28 protein-coding genes are annotated in these 24,170 nt (G+C 63.5%); 10 read left to right on the top strand and 18 right to left on the bottom strand.

Going from position 1 to position 24,170, the window contains the following annotated elements:
* Positions 1 to 129: 129 nt before the first annotated feature.
* Positions 130 to 1,047 carry a polyprenyl synthetase family protein gene (locus A4R29_RS26625; RefSeq protein WP_027162476.1) on the bottom strand — a complete coding sequence of 306 codons (918 nt, stop codon included), beginning with the start codon at positions 1,045 to 1,047 and terminating at the stop codon, positions 130 to 132.
* Between the two features lie 222 nt (positions 1,048 to 1,269).
* On the opposite strand from A4R29_RS26625, the gene A4R29_RS26620 reads away from it, so the two are divergent.
* From A4R29_RS26620 to A4R29_RS26610, 3 genes are all read left to right on the top strand, one after another.
* Entirely contained in the window at positions 1,270 to 2,031 is a 762-nt protein-coding gene (locus A4R29_RS26620) for a transglycosylase domain-containing protein (protein WP_013529225.1), read from the top strand.
* A gap of 140 nt (positions 2,032 to 2,171) precedes the next feature.
* Positions 2,172 to 2,354, top strand: a complete 183-nt coding sequence (gene rpmF / locus A4R29_RS26615; protein WP_008834724.1) for a 50S ribosomal protein L32 — start codon at positions 2,172 to 2,174, stop codon at positions 2,352 to 2,354.
* Between the two features lie 233 nt (positions 2,355 to 2,587).
* Positions 2,588 to 2,989, top strand: coding sequence for a hypothetical protein (locus tag A4R29_RS26610; protein ID WP_013529226.1), 402 nt, complete (start codon positions 2,588 to 2,590; stop codon positions 2,987 to 2,989).
* A gap of 263 nt (positions 2,990 to 3,252) precedes the next feature.
* Here A4R29_RS26610 and A4R29_RS26605 read toward each other — a convergent pair whose 3' ends face one another.
* The 3 genes from A4R29_RS26605 to A4R29_RS26595 all read right to left on the bottom strand — a co-directional run bounded on the left by A4R29_RS26605 (position 3,253) and on the right by A4R29_RS26595 (position 4,681).
* Complete coding sequence (locus A4R29_RS26605) at positions 3,253 to 3,684, bottom strand: GlcG/HbpS family heme-binding protein (protein ID WP_013529227.1); 432 nt, start codon at positions 3,682 to 3,684, stop codon at positions 3,253 to 3,255.
* Positions 3,685 to 3,848: 164 nt separating this feature from the next.
* Positions 3,849 to 4,082, bottom strand: coding sequence for a hypothetical protein (locus A4R29_RS26600; protein ID WP_013529228.1), 234 nt, complete (start codon positions 4,080 to 4,082; stop codon positions 3,849 to 3,851).
* Between the two features lie 77 nt (positions 4,083 to 4,159).
* Positions 4,160 to 4,681, bottom strand: coding sequence for a winged helix-turn-helix transcriptional regulator (locus tag A4R29_RS26595; protein ID WP_024502975.1), 522 nt, complete (start codon positions 4,679 to 4,681; stop codon positions 4,160 to 4,162).
* A gap of 98 nt (positions 4,682 to 4,779) precedes the next feature.
* On the opposite strand from A4R29_RS26595, the gene A4R29_RS26590 reads away from it, so the two are divergent.
* Both A4R29_RS26590 and A4R29_RS26585 read left to right on the top strand, forming a co-directional pair.
* Positions 4,780 to 5,616, top strand: a complete 837-nt coding sequence (locus tag A4R29_RS26590; protein ID WP_063173213.1) for an alpha/beta fold hydrolase — start codon at positions 4,780 to 4,782, stop codon at positions 5,614 to 5,616.
* Between the two features lie 94 nt (positions 5,617 to 5,710).
* The gene (locus tag A4R29_RS26585; protein WP_063173212.1) at positions 5,711 to 6,367 is read left to right on the top strand and encodes a glutathione S-transferase family protein; all 657 of its coding nucleotides are present in this window, start codon (positions 5,711 to 5,713) and stop codon (positions 6,365 to 6,367) included.
* Between the two features lie 5 nt (positions 6,368 to 6,372).
* Here A4R29_RS26585 and A4R29_RS26580 read toward each other — a convergent pair whose 3' ends face one another.
* The 3 genes from A4R29_RS26580 to A4R29_RS26570 all read right to left on the bottom strand — a co-directional run bounded on the left by A4R29_RS26580 (position 6,373) and on the right by A4R29_RS26570 (position 8,197).
* Positions 6,373 to 6,636: an ArsR/SmtB family transcription factor gene (locus tag A4R29_RS26580; protein WP_063169162.1), complete on the bottom strand. Its 264-nt coding sequence runs from the start codon at positions 6,634 to 6,636 to the stop codon at positions 6,373 to 6,375.
* Between the two features lie 32 nt (positions 6,637 to 6,668).
* On the bottom strand, positions 6,669 to 7,916 hold the full coding sequence (locus A4R29_RS26575; protein WP_024502978.1) for an MFS transporter: 1,248 nt from the start codon (positions 7,914 to 7,916) through the stop codon (positions 6,669 to 6,671).
* Between the two features lie 89 nt (positions 7,917 to 8,005).
* Positions 8,006 to 8,197, bottom strand: a complete 192-nt coding sequence (locus tag A4R29_RS26570) for a DUF1192 domain-containing protein (RefSeq protein WP_063173211.1) — start codon at positions 8,195 to 8,197, stop codon at positions 8,006 to 8,008.
* 123 nt (positions 8,198 to 8,320) lie between these two features.
* On the opposite strand from A4R29_RS26570, the gene A4R29_RS26565 reads away from it, so the two are divergent.
* The 3 genes from A4R29_RS26565 to A4R29_RS26560 all read left to right on the top strand — a co-directional run bounded on the left by A4R29_RS26565 (position 8,321) and on the right by A4R29_RS26560 (position 10,813).
* A complete protein-coding gene (locus A4R29_RS26565) occupies positions 8,321 to 9,331 on the top strand; it encodes an NAD(P)H-quinone oxidoreductase (protein WP_032808842.1) in 1,011 nt (336 codons plus the stop codon).
* 161 nt (positions 9,332 to 9,492) lie between these two features.
* Positions 9,493 to 9,633 carry a DUF1127 domain-containing protein gene (locus tag A4R29_RS33415; RefSeq protein WP_013529236.1) on the top strand — a complete coding sequence of 47 codons (141 nt, stop codon included), beginning with the start codon at positions 9,493 to 9,495 and terminating at the stop codon, positions 9,631 to 9,633.
* Positions 9,634 to 10,117: 484 nt separating this feature from the next.
* Positions 10,118 to 10,813 carry a DUF1013 domain-containing protein gene (locus tag A4R29_RS26560; RefSeq protein ID WP_013529237.1) on the top strand — a complete coding sequence of 232 codons (696 nt, stop codon included), beginning with the start codon at positions 10,118 to 10,120 and terminating at the stop codon, positions 10,811 to 10,813.
* Positions 10,814 to 10,876: 63 nt separating this feature from the next.
* On the opposite strand, the gene A4R29_RS26555 is transcribed toward A4R29_RS26560, so the two are convergent.
* The 4 genes from A4R29_RS26555 to A4R29_RS33410 form a co-directional block, all read right to left on the bottom strand.
* The gene (locus tag A4R29_RS26555; protein ID WP_013529238.1) at positions 10,877 to 11,596 is read right to left on the bottom strand and encodes a helix-turn-helix transcriptional regulator; all 720 of its coding nucleotides are present in this window, start codon (positions 11,594 to 11,596) and stop codon (positions 10,877 to 10,879) included.
* A 125-nt stretch (positions 11,597 to 11,721) separates the two neighbouring features.
* Positions 11,722 to 12,129, bottom strand: coding sequence for a hypothetical protein (locus A4R29_RS26550; RefSeq protein WP_063169160.1), 408 nt, complete (start codon positions 12,127 to 12,129; stop codon positions 11,722 to 11,724).
* Positions 12,130 to 12,204: 75 nt separating this feature from the next.
* Entirely contained in the window at positions 12,205 to 12,795 is a 591-nt protein-coding gene (locus tag A4R29_RS26545) for a DJ-1/PfpI family protein (RefSeq protein WP_063173210.1), read from the bottom strand.
* Between the two features lie 84 nt (positions 12,796 to 12,879).
* Positions 12,880 to 13,047 (bottom strand): hypothetical protein, encoded by a 168-nt coding sequence (locus A4R29_RS33410; protein ID WP_013529241.1) that lies wholly within the window; start codon positions 13,045 to 13,047, stop codon positions 12,880 to 12,882.
* A gap of 310 nt (positions 13,048 to 13,357) precedes the next feature.
* Between A4R29_RS33410 and A4R29_RS26540 the strand changes: the two genes are divergently transcribed.
* Together A4R29_RS26540 and A4R29_RS26535 are read left to right on the top strand one after the other, a co-directional pair.
* Entirely contained in the window at positions 13,358 to 14,305 is a 948-nt protein-coding gene (locus tag A4R29_RS26540) for a ring-cleaving dioxygenase (protein WP_027037111.1), read from the top strand.
* Positions 14,306 to 14,419: 114 nt separating this feature from the next.
* The gene (locus A4R29_RS26535; RefSeq protein WP_023810961.1) at positions 14,420 to 14,581 is read left to right on the top strand and encodes a hypothetical protein; all 162 of its coding nucleotides are present in this window, start codon (positions 14,420 to 14,422) and stop codon (positions 14,579 to 14,581) included.
* A gap of 21 nt (positions 14,582 to 14,602) precedes the next feature.
* On the opposite strand, the gene A4R29_RS26530 is transcribed toward A4R29_RS26535, so the two are convergent.
* The 7 genes from A4R29_RS26530 to tkt form a co-directional block, all read right to left on the bottom strand.
* A complete protein-coding gene (locus A4R29_RS26530) occupies positions 14,603 to 15,316 on the bottom strand; it encodes an SGNH/GDSL hydrolase family protein (protein WP_063173209.1) in 714 nt (237 codons plus the stop codon).
* A 62-nt stretch (positions 15,317 to 15,378) separates the two neighbouring features.
* On the bottom strand, positions 15,379 to 16,119 hold the full coding sequence (locus A4R29_RS26525; protein ID WP_063173208.1) for a DUF899 domain-containing protein: 741 nt from the start codon (positions 16,117 to 16,119) through the stop codon (positions 15,379 to 15,381).
* A 164-nt stretch (positions 16,120 to 16,283) separates the two neighbouring features.
* Positions 16,284 to 17,309 (bottom strand): class I fructose-bisphosphate aldolase, encoded by a 1,026-nt coding sequence (locus A4R29_RS26520; RefSeq protein ID WP_063173207.1) that lies wholly within the window; start codon positions 17,307 to 17,309, stop codon positions 16,284 to 16,286.
* Positions 17,310 to 17,442: 133 nt separating this feature from the next.
* A complete protein-coding gene (locus A4R29_RS26515) occupies positions 17,443 to 18,639 on the bottom strand; it encodes a phosphoglycerate kinase (protein ID WP_013529247.1) in 1,197 nt (398 codons plus the stop codon).
* Positions 18,640 to 18,784: 145 nt separating this feature from the next.
* On the bottom strand, positions 18,785 to 20,689 hold the full coding sequence (locus A4R29_RS26510; RefSeq protein ID WP_024502996.1) for a potassium/proton antiporter: 1,905 nt from the start codon (positions 20,687 to 20,689) through the stop codon (positions 18,785 to 18,787).
* A gap of 218 nt (positions 20,690 to 20,907) precedes the next feature.
* Positions 20,908 to 21,918 (bottom strand): type I glyceraldehyde-3-phosphate dehydrogenase, encoded by a 1,011-nt coding sequence (gene gap / locus A4R29_RS26505; RefSeq protein WP_063173206.1) that lies wholly within the window; start codon positions 21,916 to 21,918, stop codon positions 20,908 to 20,910.
* Between the two features lie 158 nt (positions 21,919 to 22,076).
* Positions 22,077 to 24,068, bottom strand: coding sequence for a transketolase (gene tkt / locus A4R29_RS26500; protein ID WP_063173205.1), 1,992 nt, complete (start codon positions 24,066 to 24,068; stop codon positions 22,077 to 22,079).
* Between the last annotated feature and the right edge of the window lie 102 nt (positions 24,069 to 24,170).

The following is a 24,170-nucleotide window of genomic DNA, read 5'->3' as shown; positions in this document are numbered from 1 at the left end:
ATCCGCACCGCGTGCTTGCCGTGCGGATGTCAATCCTCTGCCTCGGCAGGCTTCCGCTCAAGTTCTATTTCAGAACCGGCCGGCGGGGACGTGCGTGCAATCAGTTCGATGTTCCGGCTGGCACCAACCTTAGCTGTTACGCGCCGCCACGAATGTCGCCGCTTCTTTCAGCAACTGGGCATCGTCGCCATAGGGCTCAAGCAGCGCATGCGCCTGCGCGACGAGGCCGTGCAGCTGGCCGCGTGCCCAATTTGCACCATGCAAGGCCACCAGCGTCGCCTTGCCGGCGGCGGCGTCCTTGCCGGTCGCCTTGCCCATCTGGCTGGCGTCGGCGGTCAAATCGAGCAGGTCGTCGGCAAGCTGGAAGGCAAGACCGATCGCCGAGCCGAATTCGGCCAGCCGCTCGCGGTCATCGGCCGGGGCGCCGGCGATGAGGGCGCCTGCCTCGCAGGCGAAGCGGATCAGCGCGCCGGTCTTCATCGCCTGCAGCCGGATGATGCCGGCCTCGTCCGGCGGCGTCTGTTCGGCTTCGAGATCGAGCTTCTGGCCGCCGACCATGCCGCCTGCTCCGGCGGCGCGGGCAAGCGCCAGCACCAGGGCTGCCCGCCGCTCCGCCGGCAGCGCGGTCGACTCGCCGGCAATGATGTCGAAGGCCAGCGTCAGCAGGGCGTCGCCGGCCAGGATCGCGGTTGCCTCGTCGAAGGCCTTGTGCACGGTCGGCTGGCCGCGACGCAGGTCGTCGTCGTCCATGGCGGGCAGATCGTCGTGGATCAGCGAATAGCAATGCACGCATTCAAGTGCGGCGGCGACACGCAGTGCCGCCTCGCCGTCGGCGGAAAAAAGGGCGGCACTTTCCATGACCAGGAAGGGCCGCAGGCGCTTGCCGCCGTTCAGCACGCCATGGCGCATCGCCGCCATCAGCCGGTCCGGCCGGGCGATCTCGCCCGAAAGCGCGCGGTCGTCGAGCAGTCGCCGCAGCAGCACCTCGACGGCGGCTGCCCGCCTGATCAGCGCCATTTCGAACGCCATTTGGTCGTCATTCGTCATGGCCGGGACCGGTAGCCGACACTCAGACGTTGCGCAAGAAGGCAAGCGCCATTATGCCGGAGCAGTATGAGCCCGTTCGGAAACTCTACTCCTGCGGTCATCTGAGGGCGTTTTCTGCGCTTCCGGTGCTTGCGTACTCTAATGTACGCTCCGCTCCGGTTCTCGAAAACACCGTCACATGACTCACAGGAGCGCGTTTCAAAACGAGCTCTCTGGCACGGGTTGGGCGGCTTGGCGGAACCGATCGTCGATCATGAAACCGAAAAGCTGGACATGGCGACGAGATCGCGGGGCGTAAACCGCCGTGGTCTCAAGCGCTGGGTCCGGCGCGGCATCGTCGTGGCCGCGGTGCTGGCTTTGATTCCGGTCGTGCTGACGTTTCTGTACCTGCCGTTCTTCGTGCATCCTGTCTCGACGCTGATGCTGAAGGACCTGGCGACCTTCTCCGGTTACGACCGCCGCTGGGTGTCGATCGACGACGTGTCGCCGGTGCTGGCCAATTCCGTCATCATGTCGGAGGACGGGCAGTTCTGCTTTCATCGTGGCGTCGATCTTGGCGAGCTGAGAGGCGTCGTCGACGATGCGCTGGCCGGCGAAGCGACGCGCGGCGCCTCGACCATCACCATGCAGACGGTCAAGAACCTGTATCTCTGGTCGCGGCCGCTGGGCTCGGTGCGCAAGGTGGTCGAATTGCCGCTGGCCGTCTATTTCGATGCGGTGATGTCGAAACGGCGCATCATGGAAATCTATCTCAACATCGCCGAGTGGGGGCCGGGCATCTACGGCATCGAGGCCGCGGCACAGCACCATTTCGGCGTCTCGGCAAAACAGCTGTCGCGACGGCAGGCCGCCCTGCTTGCGGTCTCTTTGCCAAATCCGATCGCCCGCAATCCGGCCAAGCCCGGGCCTGGCCTGAGGCGGCTTGCCAATCTGATCGAGCGGCGAGCCGGCCGCTCGGGGGCCTATGTCGGTTGTCTCCGCTAGCCGATCCAAAAAAATTCGCGCCAGTGCTGGCCAAAACGGCACAGGGCGTGTATAGGCACCCGACTTTCTCAGATTTAGGCCCCGACATGGCCCTTTCACGAGGGCGGGCGGGGCTTTTGACCATGTAGTGGAGCATATCCATGGCCGTTCCGAAACGTAAAACCTCTCCGTCCAAGCGCGGCATGCGCCGCTCGGCCGACGCCCTCAAGGCCCCGACCTATGTCGAGGACAAGAATTCCGGCGAAATGCGCCGTCCGCACCATATCGACCTGAAGACCGGCATGTATCGCGGTCGCCAGGTGTTGACGCCCAAGGAAAGCTGAGACCAGCCTTCCAAAGGTCTGAATTCCAAAAGGACCGGCCGGTGGCCGGTCCTTTTGCGTTTGGGGGGCGGGGTGGCGCGCATCTCGACGCGTGGGCGGCAATCGTTGCAGGCAACCGGCTGACATTGTTGTTGCGTGCGGTCTTCGACCGTGTTCAACGCTGCCATCGAAACATCTTGACGGCGTGCCTGTGGCGCATTCTACAAAGGATTGCCCCCACATGGAGACGCCAGATGTTCGGTGCCATTCCGCTGCTGATCGTGCCTTTCGTGCTCTACAATCTCGGACTGCTGGGAATATTCGGCAGCGGTGACGATCCGTGGGCAAGCGAGGTCTTCTCATTCAGCATGATGTCGGGTGGCGTGTTCTCGATGACGCTTGGCGATCTGATGGTGCTGATCGGGCTGATCTTCCTGTTCCTCGAAATGGCGAAGTCGGTGCGCACCACCAACGCCTCGATCATGGACCATCTTCTGTCGACGCTGGTCTTCGTGGCCTTCCTGGTCGAGTTCCTGCTGGTGAAGGGTGCGGCCCATTCCGTCTTCTTCACCCTGATGGTCATCGCGCTGTTCGACGTGCTGGCCGGATTCGCGGTGTCGATGCGGTCGGCCAGCCGGGACATCAATTTGAATTAGGTCCTCGGCGCGGAAGGCGGAAGTTTGACGGGCGCTTGCGCTGACAGTTGGCGCAAACGCCCCTAACGTCGTCATCCCAGGGCGTAGCAAGGAGCGTAGCGACGCGGCGCAGACCCCAGGGTCCAAGCCGCGACACGTGAGCGTTTCAGCGGTCCAGAATTCTGCTCCGCTGCACTCTACGGCTGATGTTACGGAATGGATCCTCGGGTCTGCGCGACGGAGCCTCGCTCCTGCTCCGCCCGCGGATGACGAAGTTCCCGACCTCACCCCGGATCGGCGGTGAAACCGGCGGCCTCGATGCCGGCGATTGCCGCGGCTTCGTCATTGTCCGACGTGTCGCCTGAAATGCCGACGGCGCCGATGATGGCACCGGCCTTGTCGCGGATCAGCACGCCGCCGACGACCGGCAGCACGCGCCCGCCCGAGACGTCCGAGATGCCGGCGACGAGATGCGGGCGCTCCTTGGCGAAGGCCTCGACTTTGCGCGAGCCCATGCCGATGGCGAGCGCACCATAGGCCTTGCCGGCCGACATTTGCGGACGCAGGAACGAGGCGCCGTCCTGGCGCTGGAAGGCGACCAGATGCCCGCCGGCGTCGAGCACCGAGACGCCGAGCGGCTTGAGCTTGAGATCGGAGCCCTTGGCAAAGGCGGTTTCGATGATTTGCCTGGCTTTTTCGAGCGGCAGTGCGGTCATGGCGGTCTCCTGTTTGAAACGCGTCGATCATCGATCGTCGGCGGGTGAGATAACATCCCGGTTCCGGTTGAAATTGCTTTGCGTGAAAAGGCAGGATGGAAAGCAGCCTTCGCCCGCTCATCCGGATAAGCGTTGCCGCTTGTATGGCTCCAGACGTGGCTGGGCTACTTCTTCTTGGCGCGGGCCGGTTTCTTGGCGGGTTCCGCCGGCGCGTTGGCGAGGTCTTCCGCTTCCTTGGCGAGACGCAGTGCCCGCAGCTTGTTGGTCTTGGCCTGGCGGGCATCGCTCTCGGCGGCGTATTCGGCCATCGCCTTCTGGCGGACGGTTGCCGCCTCTTCCTGCTTCTTGAAGCGCAGGTCGGCGCGTGCGCGGGCAGCATCCCGAGAGTTCTCAACCAAGACCTTATCCAATCCCGTGAATTGTGATTTTCCGCTTCTTCTAGCAGAGCCGGCCCCAAAACGGGAAAATAAGTTGGTTACGCGGCCGGGCTGGCGGCGAGGGCCTTGCTGGCAACCACCGCCTCGTAGGCGGCCTGCAAGGTCGCGCGGACAGAAAGGCCAGACATTGTATCGAGCGGCATGCCGAGATGCTCGTGCCGCAACTCGTCCATGAATTTGTCCCACATAGGCTGTCCGCCCTTTTCCAGAAGTTCGGCGCGGATCGACAATTCGTCGCTGACCGGCAGCCAGACGCGGCCCCAGGCGCCGAGATGGGCCAGGATCGGAACCAGCGTGATCGCCATCTCGGTCAGGCTGTAAATCGCCTTCTGCTTGTGCGAGGGATCGTCGGCCTTGGTCAGCATGCCCAGCTCCATCAGGCGCTTCAGCCGGTCGGCGAGGATGTTGGAGGCGATGCCTTCCATCGATCCGTTGAGCAGCTCGCGAAAATGGCGCCTGCCGCCGAAGATCATGTCGCGAAGGATGATCAGGCTCCAGCGGTCGCCGAAGACTTCCAGCGACAGATTGATCGGGCACCCGGACCGGCGATCCATGCTCATGAGATTTTTCTCCAAAACCGGTTGCATTATCGTAGCAGTTTTATTATCGTGCAACCGATTGCAAAATGCAATCAGTTTTGCAGAGAGGAGACTGCGTGATGAGGACCACCGAACGCCCTGAGATTATATCCGAAGTCTTTGGCGATCCGGCGAACCCGCCGCTGTTGCTGATCATGGGAGCGATGGCCTCAATGCTGTGGTGGCCGGAGGCGTTCTGCCGGAAACTGGCCGGTGCCGGCCTGTTCGTGATCCGCTACGACAATCGCGATACCGGCCGTTCGACGAAATACAAGCCGGGAGAGCCGCCCTACACGTTCGATGATATGGCCGACGATGCAATGCATGTTCTGGACGATCACGGCATCGGCAAGGCGCATGTCGTCGGGATGTCGATGGGCGGCATGATCGCGCAGCTTGTGGCGTTGAAACATCCCTCGCGTGTCGTATCTCTGACTGTGATCAGCAGTTCGCCGGTGGGAATCGACACATCCGGCCTTCCCGGGACGACCGAAGCCTACATGGAACACTCGGCCGAGGGCGCCAAAGTCGATTGGTCGGACCGTGGTCAGGTGGTCGATTTCATCGTCAGGGATGCACGGGCGATCGCCAGCACCACGCATCCATTCGATGCGGCGGGGATACGGGCCTTTGTCGAGCAGGATTACGACCGCTCCGGCGGCTTCCTGAGCGCGACCAACCATTTCATGCTCAAGGGCGGCGCCGCCTGGAAGGGCCGCCTGCACGAGATCGCGGCGTCGCTGCTGGTCATTCACGGCACGGCGGATCCGATCTTTCCGGTCGAACACGGCGAGGCGCTGGCCGAGACGGTCACCGGCGCGAAAATTCTCCGGATCGGAGGCGGCGGCCATGAGCTGCACCCGGACGACTGGGCCGAGATATCCGCAGCGATCATCGCGCATGTCCAAGCCGGTTGAAGCAGCATAGGCTGGTTTGACGGACAAGGCTAACCGCAACAGGCGTGCCGCATGGTAGCGGCCACCGACAATCCACGAAACAGACGAGCAAAAAATGTCCCTGACACTTCATTTCCATCCGCTGGCCTCCTTCTGCTGGAAGCCGTTGATCGCGCTCTACGAGAACGCCACGCCGTTCACGCCTGTCATCGTCGACCTTGGCGATGCTGAATCGCGCGAGGCCTTCCTGAAGATTTCGCCGACCGGCAAGATGCCGGCGCTGCGCGATGACGCGCGTGGCCGTACGGTGCTGGAATCGACCATCGTCGTCGAATATCTGGCCGCGCACCATCCGGGGCCGGTCGACCTCGTTCCCGCCGACATCGATCTGGCGCTGGCCGTCCGCCAGGCCGATCGTTTCTATGATTGCTATGTGCAGGAGCCGATGCAGAAGATTGTCGGCGACCGGTTGCGCCCCGGCGACAAGACCGACCCGTTCGGCGTCGAGCAGGCTCGCGACCGGTTGCGCAATTCCTACGCCATCATCGAACAGGACATGCAGTCGAAGATCTGGGCGATGGGCGACAGCTTCACCATGGCCGATTGCGCAGCCTCCCCCGCGCTGTTCTATGCCAACAAGGTCGAGCCGTTGGGCGACAGGTACCCGGCTGTGAAGCGCTATCACGACCGCCTGCTGCAGCGCCCCGCCTTCGCTCGGGTGATCGGGGAGGCGCAGCCCTACTTCAAGTTCTTCCCCTACAACAACGGTTGATCGGGTCAGGTTTCCCAGAACTGATCGAGCCAGATGTTGAGTTTGAGGAAGCCAGTGCCGCTCACCGTATAGACGCGCCTTGTTCCTTCCGGCTTGGCGTGGACCAGGCCGGCATCGAGCAGCACTTTCAGATGTTGCGACACGGCTGGGCGCGAGACCGGCAAGCCGGCGGCCAGTTCGGTGACGGTTTTCGGGCCGCGGCGAAGTTCTTCCAGAAGATGGCGCCGGTTAGGATCGGCAATCGCCATGAAGGCGTCGGAAAACATCATGCCTGTATTAGTGAGGCAAAGCCTTTCGAATCTCAACCGTCTGCTTCTGCTTTTCTTCTGGGATCAAGCCGCAATGCTTCCGGGGTGACCGAGCGGTCGGCCGGCTGCGTCTTGAAGGCGTCACGATCCCCGATCGGCACCGGCGCGCGGCGGCTGATGCGCAGCAGCGTGTAGCCCGCCAGGCAGAGATGCGCGAAGGCGGTCGCCAGGAACAGACCTTCCGGGCGCATCCAGCCCATCAGGGCAGCCGCAAGCAAAGGTCCGATCATCGTGCCGAAGCCATAGAGCAGCAACAGCCCGCCAGATACCTTGACGAAATCCTCCGAGCGCGCGTGGTCGTTGGCATGCGCCACGGCGATGGAATAGAGCGTATAGGCGAAGGCGCCATAGGCGGCGGTGAAGACGATGACGAAGACGCCGGAGCGTGGCTCGAACAGGAAGATCATGAGCGCGAAGAAGGCCCCGCCGAAAGCCGCCCCCGCCAGCACGAAGCGCCGGTCGGTCTTGTCGGACAGGCGCCCGGCCGGAAGCTGCATGGCGGCACCGGCAACGACCACAAGACTCATCATCAGGGCGATCTCGGCCGTGGAAATGCCGATGCGTGCACCATAGACCGCGCCAAGCGTGCCCCAGGCGCCGTTGGCGATGCCGATCAACACGCAAGCGACCGCCGACACCGGCGAATTGGCATAAAGGCCCCTGACATCAAGTGAGACATCCTGCAGCGGCTTGGGGTGGGAGGCGGTCGAGACCGCCGTCGGAATGAGCGACAGGCAAAACAGGATGCCGGTGATCATGAACAGCGACGCGGACTTCACGTCGCCGCCGGCGACGATCATCTGCCCGCCCATGATCGAGGCATAAGTCACCATCATGTAGAGGCCGAAGACGGTGCCACGGTTCTCGTTGGTGGCCTTCTCGTTCAACCAGCTTTCGATGACCATGAAGGCGCCGGCCATGGTGAAGCCGGTGAAGGCGCGCAGCAGGATCCAGACATACTCGTCGATGATCAGCCCGGTGAGCAGCGCCACGATGGCGCCGGATGCGGCAAAGGCGCCAAAGGCGCGCACGTGGCCGGCGCGGCGCACGATGCGCGGTGCGAAGAAGCAGCCGGTGACGAAGCCGCCGGCCCAGGCCGTGCCCATCAGGCCGAGCGATGCGGTCGAGAAGCCTTCCAACTGACCGCGCAGGGGCAGAAGCAGCCCATGCAAACCAGATGCCGCGAGCAGGAAAGCGGTGCCGCGAAGCAGCGAGAGGATCGGTCGGTAGGTTGCGAACATTGGTTGATCCGGCTCAGGTTTGGCGGGGACGCTGCGTCTGAAGACAGTCGCATTCGGGCTTTTCGGCGGCGGGCTTTACGCCCGAGCGCCTATCCGCGGCGGAACAGTGCTTCGGCCGCCGATTTGGTGGTGTCCTTGGCCTTGAGCTCGGCTTCCAGGCGGGCGATTTCGTCGCGCAGGATGCCGATCCGCTCAGTCAAGTCGCTGACGGAAAGCAATGACAGGTCCTGCCCGATCTCGTGCGGGCGGGCCTTCTTGGGTTCGTCGTCGAAGATCGCCATCGTCGCTCCTCCTCCGCCAAGACCAGATTGGCCATTTGCCTGATTTGGCAATCAGCATACATAGGGCAGGGGCGTCGATGCAAACAGCCGGTCGGATAACGGCGAGGAAAGACGGGAAATCTCATGGCGAGCGGACAGAAAATTCCGGCAAGGATGACGGCCATTGCGATCTCGGAGCCGGGTGGCCCTCGGGTGCTGAAGCCGGAAACACGCGACGTGCCGCAGCCCGGCCCCGGCGAGATCCTGATCAAGGTGCATGCCGCCGGCGTCAACCGGCCCGACGTCCAGCAGCGCAAAGGCGCCTATCCGCCACCGCCCGGCGCATCCGACCTGCCGGGCCTCGAGGCATCGGGTGAAGTGGCGGCCCTTGGCGACGACATATCACGCTGGCGCATTGGCGACCGCGTCTGTGCGCTGACGCCCGGCGGCGGCTATGCCGAATATGTCAAGGTCCATGCAGGGAGCGTGCTGCCGTTGCCCGCCGGCTTCACCCACACCGAAGCCGCGGCGGTGCCGGAGAATTACTTCACCGTCTGGCACAATGTGTTCGAGCGTGGCGGCCTCAAGAAAGGCGAGACGCTGCTCGTCCATGGCGGCTCGTCCGGCATCGGCACGACAGCAATCCAGCTTGCCTCCGCCTTCGGCGCCTATGTCATCACCACTGCCGGCAGCAAGGAGAAATGCGACGCCTGCCTGAAGCTCGGCGCCGACCGGGCGATCAATTATCGCGAGGCGGATTTCGTCGCCGCGGTGAAGGAGGCAACGGGTGGCAAAGGCGCCAATGTCATCCTCGACATGGTCGGCGGCGACTATGTGGCGCGCAACTACGAAGCCGCGGCGGTCGAAGGCCGCATCGTCCAGATCGCCGTTCAGGCCGGCGCTGTCGCAAGCGCGGACTTTTCGAAGATCATGGTCAAGCGGCTTACCCACACAGGTTCGACGCTGAGGCCGCGAACCGTCGAGTTCAAGGCGGCGATCGCGGCGGCGCTGGAAGCGCAGGTGTGGCCGCTGCTCGGCACGCGCAAGGTTGCCCCTGTGATGGACATGATCTTCCCGCTCAGCGAAGCCTGGCGGGCGCATGAGCGCATGGAAGAGGGTGAGCATATCGGCAAGATCGTGCTCGACATAGGCTGACAGCGCGCGAGGTCAGCGCCTCGCTGCCCACAAGATGAACAGAAGCTTAATGCTGCAATGCAGCATTTGCATCATTGCTATGCAAAATCAGCCATTCAAGTCCTCATCGATGACGCCTATTTGAGCACCATCGAAACGAACATCATTCTGGAGGGACTACCATGAACCCGATCCGCGCTTTCCGTAACTGGCGTATGTATACCGAGACCGTCCGCGAACTGAACCGTCTCAACGCACGTCAGCTCAGCGATCTCGGCATCAACCGCGCCGACATCGAAAAGATCGCCCGCAGGGCTATCTAAAGCCACGTCCTGGTCCGCTCCGGCGGACCCAAGCCGTGGAAGCCAGAGCCGCACCAGACGAACTTTGTCGCGGTTCCGAGCCCGCTGGACCCAGTCCGGCGGGTTTTGTCGTTTTGGGCGGGAGATCAACGACCGTCCCAACCGATACCGGCCATCGAGCAGGGTTGACCTCAGTTTCCTGCATGGCATCTTGGCTCGGCGCTTTCACAAGGGCGAACCCTGATGGAAGCAGCGGCTCCGGCATGACCGGGGTGCCCCTATCTCAACCGATCTTTGCCAAGACCGGAACTCGCCAGCAAAGCCAGCTTGTCGTTCTGCTCAAGAGCGCGGAACGTTTTCGGTAAGTACCCACGGCTTCCGGTCTTTGCTCCAAAAACGTTGCGAAACGCCCCGAGAGCGGTTATACAGACCGCGAATTTCCCATTTTGGTGGCTCTAAACCACCGCCCGCGCGGGAACGCGGGCGAACGAGAAGGATTTGTAAAATGGCCAATACGCTGCTGATGCCCAAGGCGACCGCCGTCTGGCTGGTCGACAATACCGCACTTTCCTTCGAGCAGATCGCGCAGTTCTGCGGGCTGCATCCGCTCGAGGTCAAGGCAATCGCCGACGGCGAAGCGGCGCAAGGCATCAAGGGCATGGACCCGATCATGACCGGACAGCTGACCCGTGACGAGATCGCCCGTGCCGAGAAGGATCCGAACCAGCGCCTGAAGCTTTCGGACCCCAAGGTGCGGGTGCCCGAATCCAAGCGCAAGGGTCCGCGCTACACGCCGCTGTCGAAGCGCCAGGACCGGCCGAACGCGATTCTGTGGCTGGTGCGCAACCATCCCGAGCTCAAGGACGCGCAGATCTCGCGCCTCGTCGGCACCACCAAGTCGACGATCGAACAGATCCGCGAGCGCAAGCACTGGAACTCAGCCAATCTGCAGCCGATGGACCCGGTGACGCTGGGTCTCGCCTCGCAGATCGACCTCGACATGGAAGTCAACCGCGCCTCGCGCGGCCGCGAACAGGCGCAGCCGGTGGGCGACACGCTGCTGCCGGCGGCCCTGACCGAGCGGCTGGTGCCGGCTCCCGAGAAGCCGAAGGACGAGGACGCCGAACTCGACGCCAACGCCGTGTTCGCCAAGCTTTCGGCCTTGAAGTCGAAGAACACGGACAATGACGACGACGAGTGAGGTTGTCTGATATTCCAAGAAAAAGCCCGCTTCGAGCGGGCTTTTTTGTAGCTGCGCCAGGTCTCAGCTGCGCGCGGCGCGATCCGGCGCCATGCCATAGTCCTCGCTGCGCTCCACTGCGCGGTAGAAGTCGGCAAGTTGCTTGCCGCGCTCCGGTTTGAAGATGCGGCCGGCGATGACCACCGAGGCGATGCGATCGATGCGGAAGGCGCGGAAATCGTCGCGCATCTCGCACCAGGCGACCAGCGTCCACACCTTGCCCCAGAACCACAGGCCGAGCGGGCGGATATCGCGGGCGGTGCCGCGGCCGGCCTCGTCGGAATAGTCGATGGTCAGCACCTGGCGCTTTTCGACCGCGCGCTCGATCAGGTCGATCGCCTCGCGGGCGGCGTCGCTGACCACCCACATCGGTGTGTGGATCTCGGTGCGGGCGATGCGGTCTTTCTCCGCATCGGGCAATACGGCGCCGATCTTGACCAGCGCTTCGTCGGCGGCCCGCGCCATGGCGGCACCGCCAAAGGCACGCACCATGCGGGCGCCGGCGACCAGCGCGACGATCTCGTCACGCGTGAACATCAGCGGCGGAAGGTCGAAACCCTCCCTCATCATGTAGCCAACGCCGGCCTCGCCGTCGATCGGCACCCCGGTTGACTGCAGATCGGCAATGTCTCGATAGATGGTTCGCTCGGAAACCTCGAGCCATGTGCCGAGCTTCTGGGCGGTGACCAGTCGGCCACCGCGCAGATGCTGCACGATCTGGAAGAGCCTGTCGGCGCGGCGCATCGTATGGTCCCTCGGCGTTGTCTCTATGCATGTCGCCCGAAACCGGTCCACCTCTGGGTGGCATGCATCGTGTTTTCGCGCATGCCGTTATCCCAAAACCGCAGAACACTTTTGGGCGGCATGCCTCATGGTTTCAGCCCTTCGCGCTTGCGCTGCGCGGCGACGAACTCCGCGCCGAAGGACAATTTCTTCGTCGTCGGCGTTTTCGCATCGAGCACGCGCCAGAACGGTGCCACGTCACTCGGCGTCATGCCGCGCTGGAGGTCCTCGTTGGCGGCTTCGGCAACAGTGCGCAGATGATAGCCTATGGTGACCGGGCATGTCACTTCGGCGCCATGCTCGACGGCAAGTGCCGTACGCAGCGCACGCACATCCATCTCGACGCCTTCGGGAATCGAGCGGATGAAATCATCGACCTGGCGCGCTGTCGGCACCAGCATAGGCTGGCCTTCGACGACATCGGCCATCGTGCGCGGCGTCGGCTTGACGCCGTTGATGCCTGGTGTGCTCAGTCTGTCGTTCCAACTCTTCATCGATCGTCCTTTCGACCGCCGATGCACGGGTGCCCGAAGCTGGCACCATTGCACGGCCCTCCTGACAGCATACTGTCAGGAGGCTTCAGCATACTCCTTGGCAAACAGCGTCCGCATCCGAGCGAGATCGCTGCCTCTTTCGGGGTAGAGCGTCTTCAGAAAGGCGAGCGCGAATGTGCCCGGCGCCGAGCCTGGCGCGGAAACAATTTTGCCGTCGGCCATGGCATGCGGCACATCCTGATAGAGGTTGTCGCCGGCATAGCCGGCCTCATGACCATTGATCCAGTCGCGGCCATTGCTCGTATGCCTGGCCTTCTCGAACAGGCCGGCGCGGGCTAGCGCCAGCGTGCCGGCGCAGATGCCGCCGACCACGCCGCCGCGCGATGCAACAGCATTGAGCAGATTAGCAACTTCCGGCGGTGCCTTGCCGGCCCACTCATCGGAGCCGATCACGGCGATGGCGTCGAGATCATCATTCTCATCCGCCCCGGCCGATCGATCGGGCGTCAGCCGAAAGCCGCTGATCCCGGTCACTGGGTTGCCATCAGGCGTCAGCGACACGGCACGGGCACCGAACCATTCGACCGCCGAGGCCGCCAGCAGCCCATACTCCCAGTCGGCAAAACCTTCGATGAAAAGGAAACCGATCGTCTTCTGTTCGGGCACAAGCTCGCTCCCATCCTCACGCACCGGACCTGTTATCTGGGCGTTGACGCGCCCACATCCAATCGCCGGGTCGAAAAATTGGCTTCAATTGCCGCGAGGGCCACGGTCCGCATACATGTCCGGCCAGCCGATATCCTTGCGAATATCCGCCGGCAGCGAGTTCATGAACCGCTGGGTGCGGATCTCGTTGCGCATCGTGCGGATCTTGCCGACATAGTGCTGCATGCCGCGCAGAATGGTGTAACCGTTCATGGCCAGTCTCCTCTCTCTGTATGGAGGTACTATCGCATACCCCTCCTGACAGCAGTCTGTCAGGAGGATGTCAGGCGCGAGACGATAGTTGCGACCAGTGCGCGCACCGCAGGCAAGGCATCGCTTTTCGCCGCATCGAACGGTGCCAAAAGGCAGGTTCGCGACTTCCGATTGTTCATAGCGAAGACGTGCTCTGGGCGCCGCTGTTCAGTTTCCGGCGACGGACTGTCGGAATACGCGGCCTTCAGCGGGGTGGCCGCAGTTCTGATATGGAGGGAGAAAATTGTTCCCCAACAGCAGGGAGACGACGATGAGCTTGCAACTGACAGGTATCCACCATCTGACCGCCATCACCGCCAATGCGCCTGGCAATCTTCATTTTTATACGAAGGTGCTGGGTCTGCGGCTGGTCAAGAAGACCGTAAACCAGGACGACACCTCGGCCTACCACCTCTTCTATGCCGACGGCGAAGCGACACCGGGCACCGACCTTACCTTCTTCGACTGGCCGGTCGGCCGCGAGCGGCGCGGCACGCACAGCATCGTGCGGACCAGCCTCAGGGTCGGCAGCCAGGAGAGCCTTGCCTGGTGGAAGCAACACTTGACCGACGAAGGCTTGGCAACAGGAGAGATCGCCGACATCGGCGGTTATGCGTCACTGGACTTCGAAGATCCCGAGGGCCAGCGTCTGCGCCTGGTCAGCGATGGCGGCAAGGGCGGCAGCCATCCCTGGGCGCAAAGCCCGGTACCGGCCGAGCACCAGATCCGCGGGCTCGGGCCGATCGTCATCAGCGTTCCCGACATCACCAACACCGAGGCGGTGGTGACCACGGTGATGAACATGCGCAAGGCGCGCGACTATGCCTCGCCGGAGGGCCAGGTTCACGTCTTCGAAATGGGCGAGGGCGGGCCGGCGGCGGAGCTGCATGTCCTGGTGCAGCCTGGACTGGCGCCGGCACGGCAAGGTGCCGGTGCGGTTCACCATGTTGCCTTCAGGGCGCCGGACCAGGAAACGCTGCATCAATGGACGGCGCGGCTGGCCGAGTTCCGGCTGCCGTCGAGCGGCGAGGTCGAGCGCTATTATTTCCGTTCGCTCTACTTCCGCGAGCCGAACGGCATCCTGTTCGAGATCGCAACCGACGGTCCGGGGTTCACCGCCGACGAGCCGCTGGAAACGCTGGGGGAAAGCCTCGCCCTGCCGCCATTCCTCGAACCGAAGCGCGCTTCGATCGAGGCTGGCCTCAAGCCGCTGAAGTAGATCGTTTGCCGGTCAAAGGGCGCCGCGTTCCGGTTCGGGATCTCGGCGTCCGTTCTTTCTCAGGCAATGAACGACGTGCTTTGACAGCCGGGCGCGTTGCTGGTCAAAGGCGGCATGACGAAATTCCTCGCCCTTGTCATCGTCGGTTTCATGGTCATTCAACTGATCAAGCCGCTTGGCTGGCCAGGCCTCAAGCGACGCGGTGATTTCTGGAAGCTGGCACTGCTCGCCATGGCCGCGATTTCACTGGCGGCCGTGCTCGGGCATTTGACGTAGGACGGCACTTGTCGTCGCTGCTCAATGGCCAAGCACCGGGCCGACCAGATGCTCGGCCCAGGCCCGGTAGCCTGCTTCCGAGGCGTGAAAGCCGTCCGAGGCAAAGCCGGCTTCCGGATTGGTGATCGGCAGGCGCGGCGCCGGCACCGCGCCGCGCTCCAGGCAAAGGCGTTCGCCCATCCGGTTCATGTCGGTGGCGCGGATCTCAAGGATCTTTCCGAGCAGCGGCGGCATGGCTGGCGCCCGCGTGAACTCCAGCACCGGCGACCACACCACGCGCGCTTCCGGCCATTTGGCGCGCAGGCCGTAGAGCAGGCCACCGAACTCCTTCTTGAAGCGCGGCACGGAGTGAAAATTCTTGGTGTCGTTGGTGCCGATGGCCAGCACGATATGCGTCCACGGATCGGCCGACAGATTGGGCAGCACATGGTCGCGGATCTGGCCGGACGTTGCCGAATTGAAGCCGGCCGCCCGCCAGCGCACGGCGCGGCCGGTGCTTTGTGAAATCAGCACGGCGAGTTGCGCGGCAAGTCCGTCTTCCGAATTGCCGATGCCGACCGAAGCGGCGGAGGAATCGCCCAGCACCAGAAGCGAGATTGCCGGTGCTGCGCCTGATATTTCGTGCATGACCGGCCCTTGCGCCGGCAGCATGCGCGTGGTGCGGCGTCGCACGCCGAGGCCCTGCCAGATATAGACCGGGAAGGCGAGCCAGGTGAGTAGGGCCGGGAAGCGCATGGCAGTACCGTTAAACGATCAGCGGCAGCCTTAGCGCATGTTTTGGCCGACGGGAACGATCTTCAATCGCAGCAACTTGCCTGCCCCGCCTGCTTGCCCTGATATTCATCGTGCAGCCGCACCCAATCCATCAGGCCGTGATAGGGGCCGTTCTCGTTGCGGCCCTTCGGCGTCATGTCGAGATAGTCGTAGGCGCCGATCTGCGCCTCGCCGCCGCGGGCGCGCGACATGAAGGTCAGGAAGATGTCGCCGGCCTCGTCCCTGTAGAAGACGCTGGTGCCGGGAAGCTCCTTCGATGTCCGTGGACGGGTCTCGAAATTGTAGGTGGTGCAGCCGTCGGCGATCTGCTTGTCGGTGAAGGAGACCTGCATGTCGAAGTTGAAATCCGAGGCATAGGACGACACCCAGTCGAACTTCCAGCCCATGCGCTGCTTGTAAGGCAGAAGTTCCGCCAGTGGAGCGCGCGAAACCACGACCAGCGACACGTCGTGATGCCGCAGATGCTGATTGGCGCCGTCGATATGGTCGGCAAGGAATGAGCAGCCCTCGCAATGATGGGTGCAGCCCGGCCCGAACATGAAGTGATAGACGATCAGCTGGCTGTTAGTGCCAAACAGGTCGGTCAGTCTGTTTGGCCCTTGTTCGGTCTCGAAGACATAGTCTTTCCTGATCTTCAGCCAGGGCAGTTCACGCCGTTCCGCGGCGATCCGCTCGCGAAACCGCGTCAGTTCCTTCTCGCGCGCCAGATGTGCCTTGTGCGCCTGGAACCAGTCTTCGCGCGAAACGATCTTGTTGCGATGCATGAACCTCTCCCTGAATGTCATCCCAAGGACGTTGGGGATGGGCGCAATCCGACATCGCCGGAGAGGAAATAAGGACGGAGAGGCTCCGCCCCAAGCCCTGCAAGTCACAAACAAAAAACCCGGGCGCATCGGCCCGGGTTCGAAGGAAGAAGAAAGGACTGTGATCAGGCGGCCTGTTCCAGGCTCGCCTTCCATTTTCCGAGCGCTGCCAGATGGTTCATGTGGGCGCGATGGGTGAAGGCGGCCTGGCCGGCGGCAACGTTCGAGGCTTTGCCGCTCCAGGCTTTCTGTGGCGCGGCCTGCAGCGCGCGACCATAGGAGAAGGTCAGCTTCCACGGGTGCGGCCCGATGGCGTTGATGGCGTTGAGATTGGCGGTCGCCTCTTCGTCTTCCTGGCCGCCGGAAAGGAAGGCGATGCCCGGCACCGCTGCCGGCACTGTCTCGCGGAACAGTTTTATGGTTTTTTCGGCGACTTCTTCGGGGCTGCTCACCTTGCCCGATTTCCTGCCGGCCAGCACCATGTTGGGCTTCAGGATGGTGCCTTCCAGCACGACGCGCGCCGCATGGAGCTCGTCATAGAGCTTGGTCAGCGTTGCCTTCGAGATGTCGTAACAAGTGTCGATGTCGTGGGCGCCGTCCATCAGCACCTCCGGTTCGACGATCGGCACGATGCCGGCTTCCTGGCAGAGGGCGGCATAGCGGGCGAGCGCATGAGCGTTGGAGCCGATCGAGGTCGCCGAAGGGACGCCCTTGGCGATATCGATGTCGATCACCGCGCGCCATTTGGCGAAGCGGGCGCCGAGCTTGTAGTAGTCGGCAAGCCGTTCGCGCAGGCCATCGAGGCCTTCGGTGACGGTGTCGCCGGGAAACCTGGCCAGCGGCTTGGCGCCGGCATCGACCTTGATGCCGGGGATGGCGCCGGCGGCCTTGATGATGTCGACCAGCGGCGTGCCGTCGGCGGCCTTCTGGCGGATCGTCTCGTCATAGAGGATGACACCGGAAATGTAGCGGGTCATCGCCTCCCTGGTGCGGAACATCATCTCGCGGTAGTCGCGGCGGCTGTCGGCGGTCGATTCGACGCCGATGACGTCGAAGCGCTTCTTGATGGTGCCGGAACTTTCGTCGGCGGCCAGCAGGCCCTTGCCATCGGCGACGATCGCAGCGGCAATGTCTTCGAGACGTTCGCTCATTGTTGCTTCTCCTGAAACGGTTGTTCCGCGCTTAACGGAAGTCTACCGCCAAAGGAATGGCATCGGAAAGCTCGAATCGATTGAAGCCTCGGGCGGCCTTGTTCGCTCTCCGAGTGTTGATCGCCTCGGAGCCTCAGCGCTTCAACACATCGACGCCGGGCAGCGGCTTGCCTTCCATCCACTCCAGGAAGGCGCCGCCGGCGGTCGAGACATAGGTGAAGTCGTCGGCGACGCCGGCGTGGTTGAGCGCCGCGACCGTATCGCCACCGCCTGCAACCGAGACCAGCTTGCCTTCCTTGGTGCGCGACGCCGCGTGCTTGGCAGCCGCCACCGTCGCATGATCGAAGGGCGCGATCTCGAAGGCGCCGAGCGGGCCGTTCCAGACCAGTGTCGCGGCGCGGTCGATCCATTCGCCGATGGTCGTCACGGTTTTGGCGCCGACATCGAGGATCATCCCGTCGGCCGGCACATCGGAGATGGCGACGGTCTCGCAGGCCGCGCCCGCCTTGAACTCCCTGGCGACGACGCCGTCGACCGGCAGGATGATGGCGCAGCCGGCCTCGGCCGCCTCGATCATGATCTGCTTGGCGGTTGAGGCGAGATCATGCTCGCACAGCGATTTGCCGACATCGGTGCCGCGCGCGGCGAGGAAGGTGTTGGCCATGCCGCCGCCGATGACCAGCGCGTCGACCTTCTTCACCAGGTTCATCAACAGATCGATCTTGGTCGAGACCTTGGCGCCGCCGACAATGGCGACGACCGGACGGACCGGTTTTCCCAGACCTTTCTCCAGCGCCTCAAGCTCGGCTTGCATGGTGCGGCCGGCAAAAGCCGGCAACAGATGCGCCAGTCCCTCGGTCGAAGAATGCGCGCGGTGCGCGGCCGAGAAGGCGTCGTTGACGAAGATATCGCCATTGGCGGCGAGTTTTTCGGTGAAGGCCGGGTCATTCTTTTCTTCGGCCTTGTAGAAGCGAGTGTTTTCGAGCAGCAGCACGTCGCCCTTGTTCATGGCGGCGACAGCGCTTCCGGCCGTGTCGCCGACGCAATCCGAGGCGAAACCGACGGGGCGGCCGAGCACTTCTGCCGTGGCTTTGGCGATCGGCTCCAGCGAGAATTCGGGCGAAGGCCCATCCTTGGGTCGGCCGAAATGGGCGAGCAGGATGACCTTGGCGCCCTTGGCCGATAGCTCGGCGATGGTCGGTGCGATGCGTTCGATGCGGGTGGCGTCGGTGACTTTGCCCTCAGTGACAGGCACGTTGAGGTCGACGCGCACCAGCACGCGCTTGCCGCTGATGTTGCCGATATCGTCGAGTGTCTTGAAGGCGGCCATGCGGGTTCCTTTCGCGAAAAACCGGGGGACCATACCCCGCATCGGCGACGATGCAAGGCTTAGGGCGCGCTCGAACCGAAATTTTGAAGTGGGCACGATCTTGCACTGGCGGGCGGATGAATGGCAGCGCTCAATAGCGGGTTTATCAGCTTTCGGTTGCTGCCTTTTCCGGCGCTGGCTCCGGGGCCGGTTTCTCGTCCGCCCGCGCCTCGTCCGCCCGCGCCTCGTCCGCCTGCGCCTCGGTCGGCTTGCGCCAATTGCGGATGAAGGCGGAAAGACGGTCGCCGATTTCTCCGGCGCTGAGGAAGACCGGCACCCGCGCCACCGGCGCGGTCGGCTCGAACGACAGGCCGAGGCCTATGATCTTCCCCTTGTCGTCGACGTCGCGGACGATCAGTTCTATCGGGCCGAGCAGGACGCGGTCGGCATATTCGGCATGGCCGCCGAGCCGCGCCGTGACCAGCGCTCCAACGGTGAGCTTTTGCTCCGCTTCGGTCAGGCCCGGCGTATAGGCTGCTTCCAGTTCGGCGGCGGGGCGCGCTGGATCGACGGCGAAGGCGCCGAAGAAATCGGCATCTTCGGGATCGACCACGGCACGGCTGGCGAACAGCTTGTCGAGCAGGCGCGGATAGCGATCCGGGACGAAAATGTAGACCTGGTCGCCGGCGGCGAGCCGGCCCATGTCCTGGAAGCGCATCGAACGGCCGTCACGCAGCACCAGCGAGGGTCGCGCCCAGCGTGGGATGCGCTCGCCGCGCGCCACCGGGCTGCCGGGTGCGACGCGATAGGCGAGAAGCTCGTGATGGGCCGAACCCGGCAATTCCAGCTCGACCTTGTCCAGCGGTCCGAGCCGCGCCGGCACGATCAAACCGAGGCGGCGCGCCAGCGGTCCGACCGTCCAGCCCTGGATGACCAGCGAAACCAGAACGATGATGAAGGCGGTGTTGAAGATGACACGGCCATTTTCCAGCCCGCCGAGCAGCGGGGTGATGGCAAGCAGGATCGACACCGCGCCGCGCAGGCCGACCCACGAGACAAAGGCGACTTCGGGGCGCGGCATGCGGAACGGGATCAGGCAGAGCCAGACGGCGACCGGCCGCGCCACGAACATCAGGAACAGGCCGAGCAGCACCGCCGGCACCATGATCGCCGGGAATTGCGAGGGCGTTGCGAACAGGCCGAGGATGAGGAACATGATGATCTGTGCCAGCCATGACATGCCGTCCTGGAAGCGCTTGAGGATGGTGACGGCGCGGATATCGGAATTGCCCGAGATGAGGCCGGCGATATAGACCGCCAGGAAGCCCGAGCCGCCAATGGCGCCGGCGGCGGCAAAGACCATCAACGACAAGGTCAGCACGAAGATCGGCAGCAGGCCATGGTCGAGATTGAGCCGGTCGACGAGACGCACGATGGCGAGGCCGCCGAGCACGCCGACGACAGCGCCAAGGCCCATGTTGAGCAGGAAGCCGAGGAAAAGGCTGGTGACCAGGACGTTGGTCTCGGGATTGGCATGAGCGGCGATGATCTCGACCAGCGTGATGGTCAGGAAAATGGCGATGGGGTCATTGGTGCCGGATTCCACCTCGAGCGTCGAGCGCACGCGTTCGCGCAGATTGATCTCGCCGGCACGCAGCAGGAAGAACACGGCGGCCGCATCGGTGGAGGCGACTGCGGCGCCGAGCAGGAAGGATTCCAGCCAGGTGAGGTCGAGCAGATAGTGGGCGGCGGCGCCGAACAGGCCGGTGGTCAGAATTACGCCGAAGGTCGCCAGCGACAACGCCGGGCCGGCTGCCTGCCGCAAGGCGTTGAGCGGCGTGCCGAAGCCGGAATCGAACAGGATGACGGCCAGCGCCAGTGAGCCGGCAAAATAGGCGATGCGGGCATTGTCGAACTGGATGCCGAGACCGTCGGTGCCGGTGGCGAGGCCAATGCAGAGGAACAGGAGCAGAAGAGGGGCGCCGAAGCGGAAGGCGATCAGGCTCGAAAACGCGGCGGCGACGACAAGCGCTGTGCCGACCAGCGTGACGAGATAGATCGCATGCTCCATCCTGAAATCAGCCCCTCAAATTCGTCTGTCTCCTGCTTTGCGAGAGAGTGGGGCGAAGACGTGACCAGTGCAAGGCGGCAGGGTGGCTTTTTGGCCTATGCCGCTGATTTTCGGATGTTTTGGCGCCCGGGACACAATTTGGGAAGGCGCAAGCTGCGCTCATGAAAAACGCCCGGGCAAAGCCGGGCGTTCCAAGTCTCGAAAAGAGAGCTTTGTGATCAGGCGATGGTCTTGCCGAAGGCGACCGATGTGTCGCCCATGCGGTTGGAGAAACCCCATTCATTGTCGTACCAGGACAGCACCGATACGAAGTTGCCGTCCATCACCTTGGTCTGGTCGAGCGCCATGATCGAGGAGCGCGGATCGTGGTTGAAGTCGATCGACACGTTCGGGTGATGGGTGACGCCGAGAATGCCCTTGAGCTTGCCGTTGGAGGCGGCGATCACCGCTTCGTTGATCTCCTGCACCGTGGTCGACCGCTTGGCGATGAACTTGAAATCGACGACCGAGACGTTCGGGGTCGGCACGCGGATCGAGATGCCGTCGAGCTTGCCCTTGAGGTCGGGCAGCACCAGGCCGATCGCCTTGGCGGCACCGGTCGAGGTCGGGATCTGCGACAGCGCGGCGGCGCGGGCGCGGTAGAGATCCTTGTGCATGGTGTCCAGCGTCGGCTGGTCGCCGGTGTAGGAGTGGATCGTCGTCATCATGCCTTTTTCGATGCCGACCGTTTCGTGCAGCACGGCTGCCAGCGGCGCCAGGCAGTTGGTGGTGCACGAGGCATTCGAGATGACGATATGATCCTTGGTCAACTGGTCGTGGTTGATGCCGTAGACCACGGTGAGGTCGGCGCCTTCGGCAGGGGCCGAAACGACGACGCGCTTGGCGCCGGCGGTCAGGTGTGCCGCTGCCTTGTCGCGGGCGGTGAAGATGCCGGTGCATTCGAGCGCGATGTCGATGCCGAGTTCCTTCCACGGCAACTGCGTCGGGTCCTTGATCGCGGTGACCTTGAACGTCTCCTTGCCGACGGTGATCTGGTCGCCGGATACCGAGACTTCATGCGGGAAGCGGCCGTGCACGCTGTCATAGCGCAAGAGGTGCGCATTGGTCTCGACTGGGCCGAGGTCGTTGACGGCGACGACGTCGATGTCCTTGCGGCCGGATTCATGGATAGCGCGCAGGATGTTGCGGCCGATGCGGCCAAATCCGTTGATGGCAACTCTGACGGTCATAATTCTCTCCCTGGGAGTTGGAGGGCGGACGAGGGGTCTGCAGTTTCATAGCGGCGGAAGCAGAAAGAATCCAGCCGCACTGGCGTGGATTTAAATCGATTAAGTCGAGCCAGCCCGGCGAAGCCGTTTTCGCGGTTTCGCCGAACTGGCCCGGAATCTTACTTGGCGTGCAGGCGGGCTTCCGCCGCCTTGGCCGCGGCCTCGGCGGTAATGCCGAAATGCGGATAGAGTTGCTCGATCGTGCCCGACGCGCCGAAGCCGGTCATGCCGACGAAGATGCCGTCGGAGCCGATCAGATGATCCCATCCCTGGCGGATGCCGGCTTCGATCGCCATCTTGATCGGCGCATTGCCGATCGTCTTCTTGCGGTAGTCGTCGCTCTGCTGGTCGAACAGTTCGAAGCAGGGAACCGAGACGACGCGGGCCGGATGGCCGTGCTTTTCCAACAGCTCGCGCGCGCCAAGTGCGATCTCGACCTCGGAGCCGGTGGCGAAGATCGTTATCGCCGCCTCGCCGCTGGCGGCGGCCAGCTCATAGGCTCCCTGGCTGCTGAGGTTCTTGGCCGTGAATTCGGTGCGCACCGTCGGCAGGTTCTGGCGGGTCAGCGCCAAGGTCGACGGCGTCTTTTCCGACTCCAGGGCGATCTGCCAGCATTCCGCGGTTTCGACCGCGTCGGCCGGGCGGAAGACATTGTGGTTGGGGATCGCGCGCAATGCCGCCAGATGCTCGACCGGCTGGTGGGTCGGGCCGTCTTCGCCCAGACCGATGGAATCATGGGTCATGACGAAGATCGAGCGGATGCCCATCAGCGAAGCAAGACGCATTGACGGGCGGGCATAATCGGAGAAGCACAGGAAGGTGCCGCCATAGGCGATGAGGCCGCCATGCAGCGTCAAGCCATTGATGGCGGCCGCCATGCCATGTTCGCGAATGCCGTAGTGGACATAACGCTGGCCGTAATCGTCGGGCGTAATGTTCTTGGTCTGGCTGGTCTTGGTGTTGTTGGAGCCGGTCAGGTCGGCGGAGCCGCTTATGGTTTCCGGCACGGCGCCGTTGATGACCTCCAGCGCCATTTCCGAGGATTTGCGGGTGGCGACCTTCGGCTTGTCGGCCGACAGCTTCTTCTTGTAGTCGGCGATGACGGCGTCGAAATTCGACGGCAGCTTGCCGGCGAGGCGGCGTTCGAACTCGGCCTTCAACTTGGGCTCGGCCTTGGCCAGACGTCCCTCCCAGTCGGTGCGCGGCTTGGCGCCGGTTTTACCGGCGGCGCGCCATGCGTCAAGGATGTCGGCCGGAATCTCGAAGGGCGGCGAGTCCCAGTTGAAGAATTTGCGCGCACCGGCGATCTCGTCGGCGCCGAGCGGCGAACCGTGCGCCTTGTTGGTGCCGGCCTTGGTTGGAGCGCCGAAGCCGATGGTCGTCTTGCAGGCGATCATCGTCGGCTTGTCGGAGTGACGAGCGGCTTCGATGGCATAGGCGATGGCTTCCGGGTCGGTGCCGTCGATGTGGCTGGCGTTCCAGCCCGAGGCCTGGAAGCGGGCGACCTGGTCGGTGTTGTCGGCAAGCGAGACCGGGCCGTCGATCGAGATGTTGTTGTTGTCCCAGAAGACGATCAGCTTGTTGAGCTTGAGATGGCCGGCAAGCGCGATGGCTTCCTGGGAAACACCTTCCATCAGGCAGCCGTCACCGGCCAGTACGTAGGTGTAATGGTCGACGAGGTCGTTGCCGAAGGCTGCGTTCATGATGCGCTCGCCGAGCGCGAAGCCGACCGAATTGGCCAGACCCTGGCCGAGCGGGCCGGTGGTCGTCTCTATGCCGGTGGCATGGCCGTATTCGGGATGGCCGGCGGTCTTCGAGCCCAACTGGCGGAAATGCTTGATCTGGTCGATCGTCATGTCCTCGTAGCCGGTCAGGTGCAGCAGCGAATAGAGCAGCATCGAACCGTGGCCGGCCGACAGGATGAAGCGATCCCGGTCGGGCCAATGGGGGGCCTTCGGATCATATTTCAGGAACTTCGTGAACAGCACCGTGGCGATGTCGGCGCAGCCCATGGGCAGGCCGGGATGGCCGGAGTTTGCCTTCTCGACGGCGTCCATGGAGAGAAAGCGGATCGCATTGGCCATCCGGTCATGTTGTTCACGCGACGTCATGGTTCCTCCAGAAGTGGGGGTTTGGGGGCTTGGGAGAGCCCTTGAAAAGGGTGCGCGACACATAGCAGGCGCGGGCTTTTAGTCAACAAATCGGGTGCATAT

This window comes from Mesorhizobium ciceri biovar biserrulae (assembly GCF_001618845.1).
GTDB lineage: Bacteria > Pseudomonadota > Alphaproteobacteria > Rhizobiales > Rhizobiaceae > Mesorhizobium > Mesorhizobium ciceri.
Note: the sequence above shows the minus strand (reverse complement) of the source record. Positions and strands in the feature narration are given on the sequence as shown.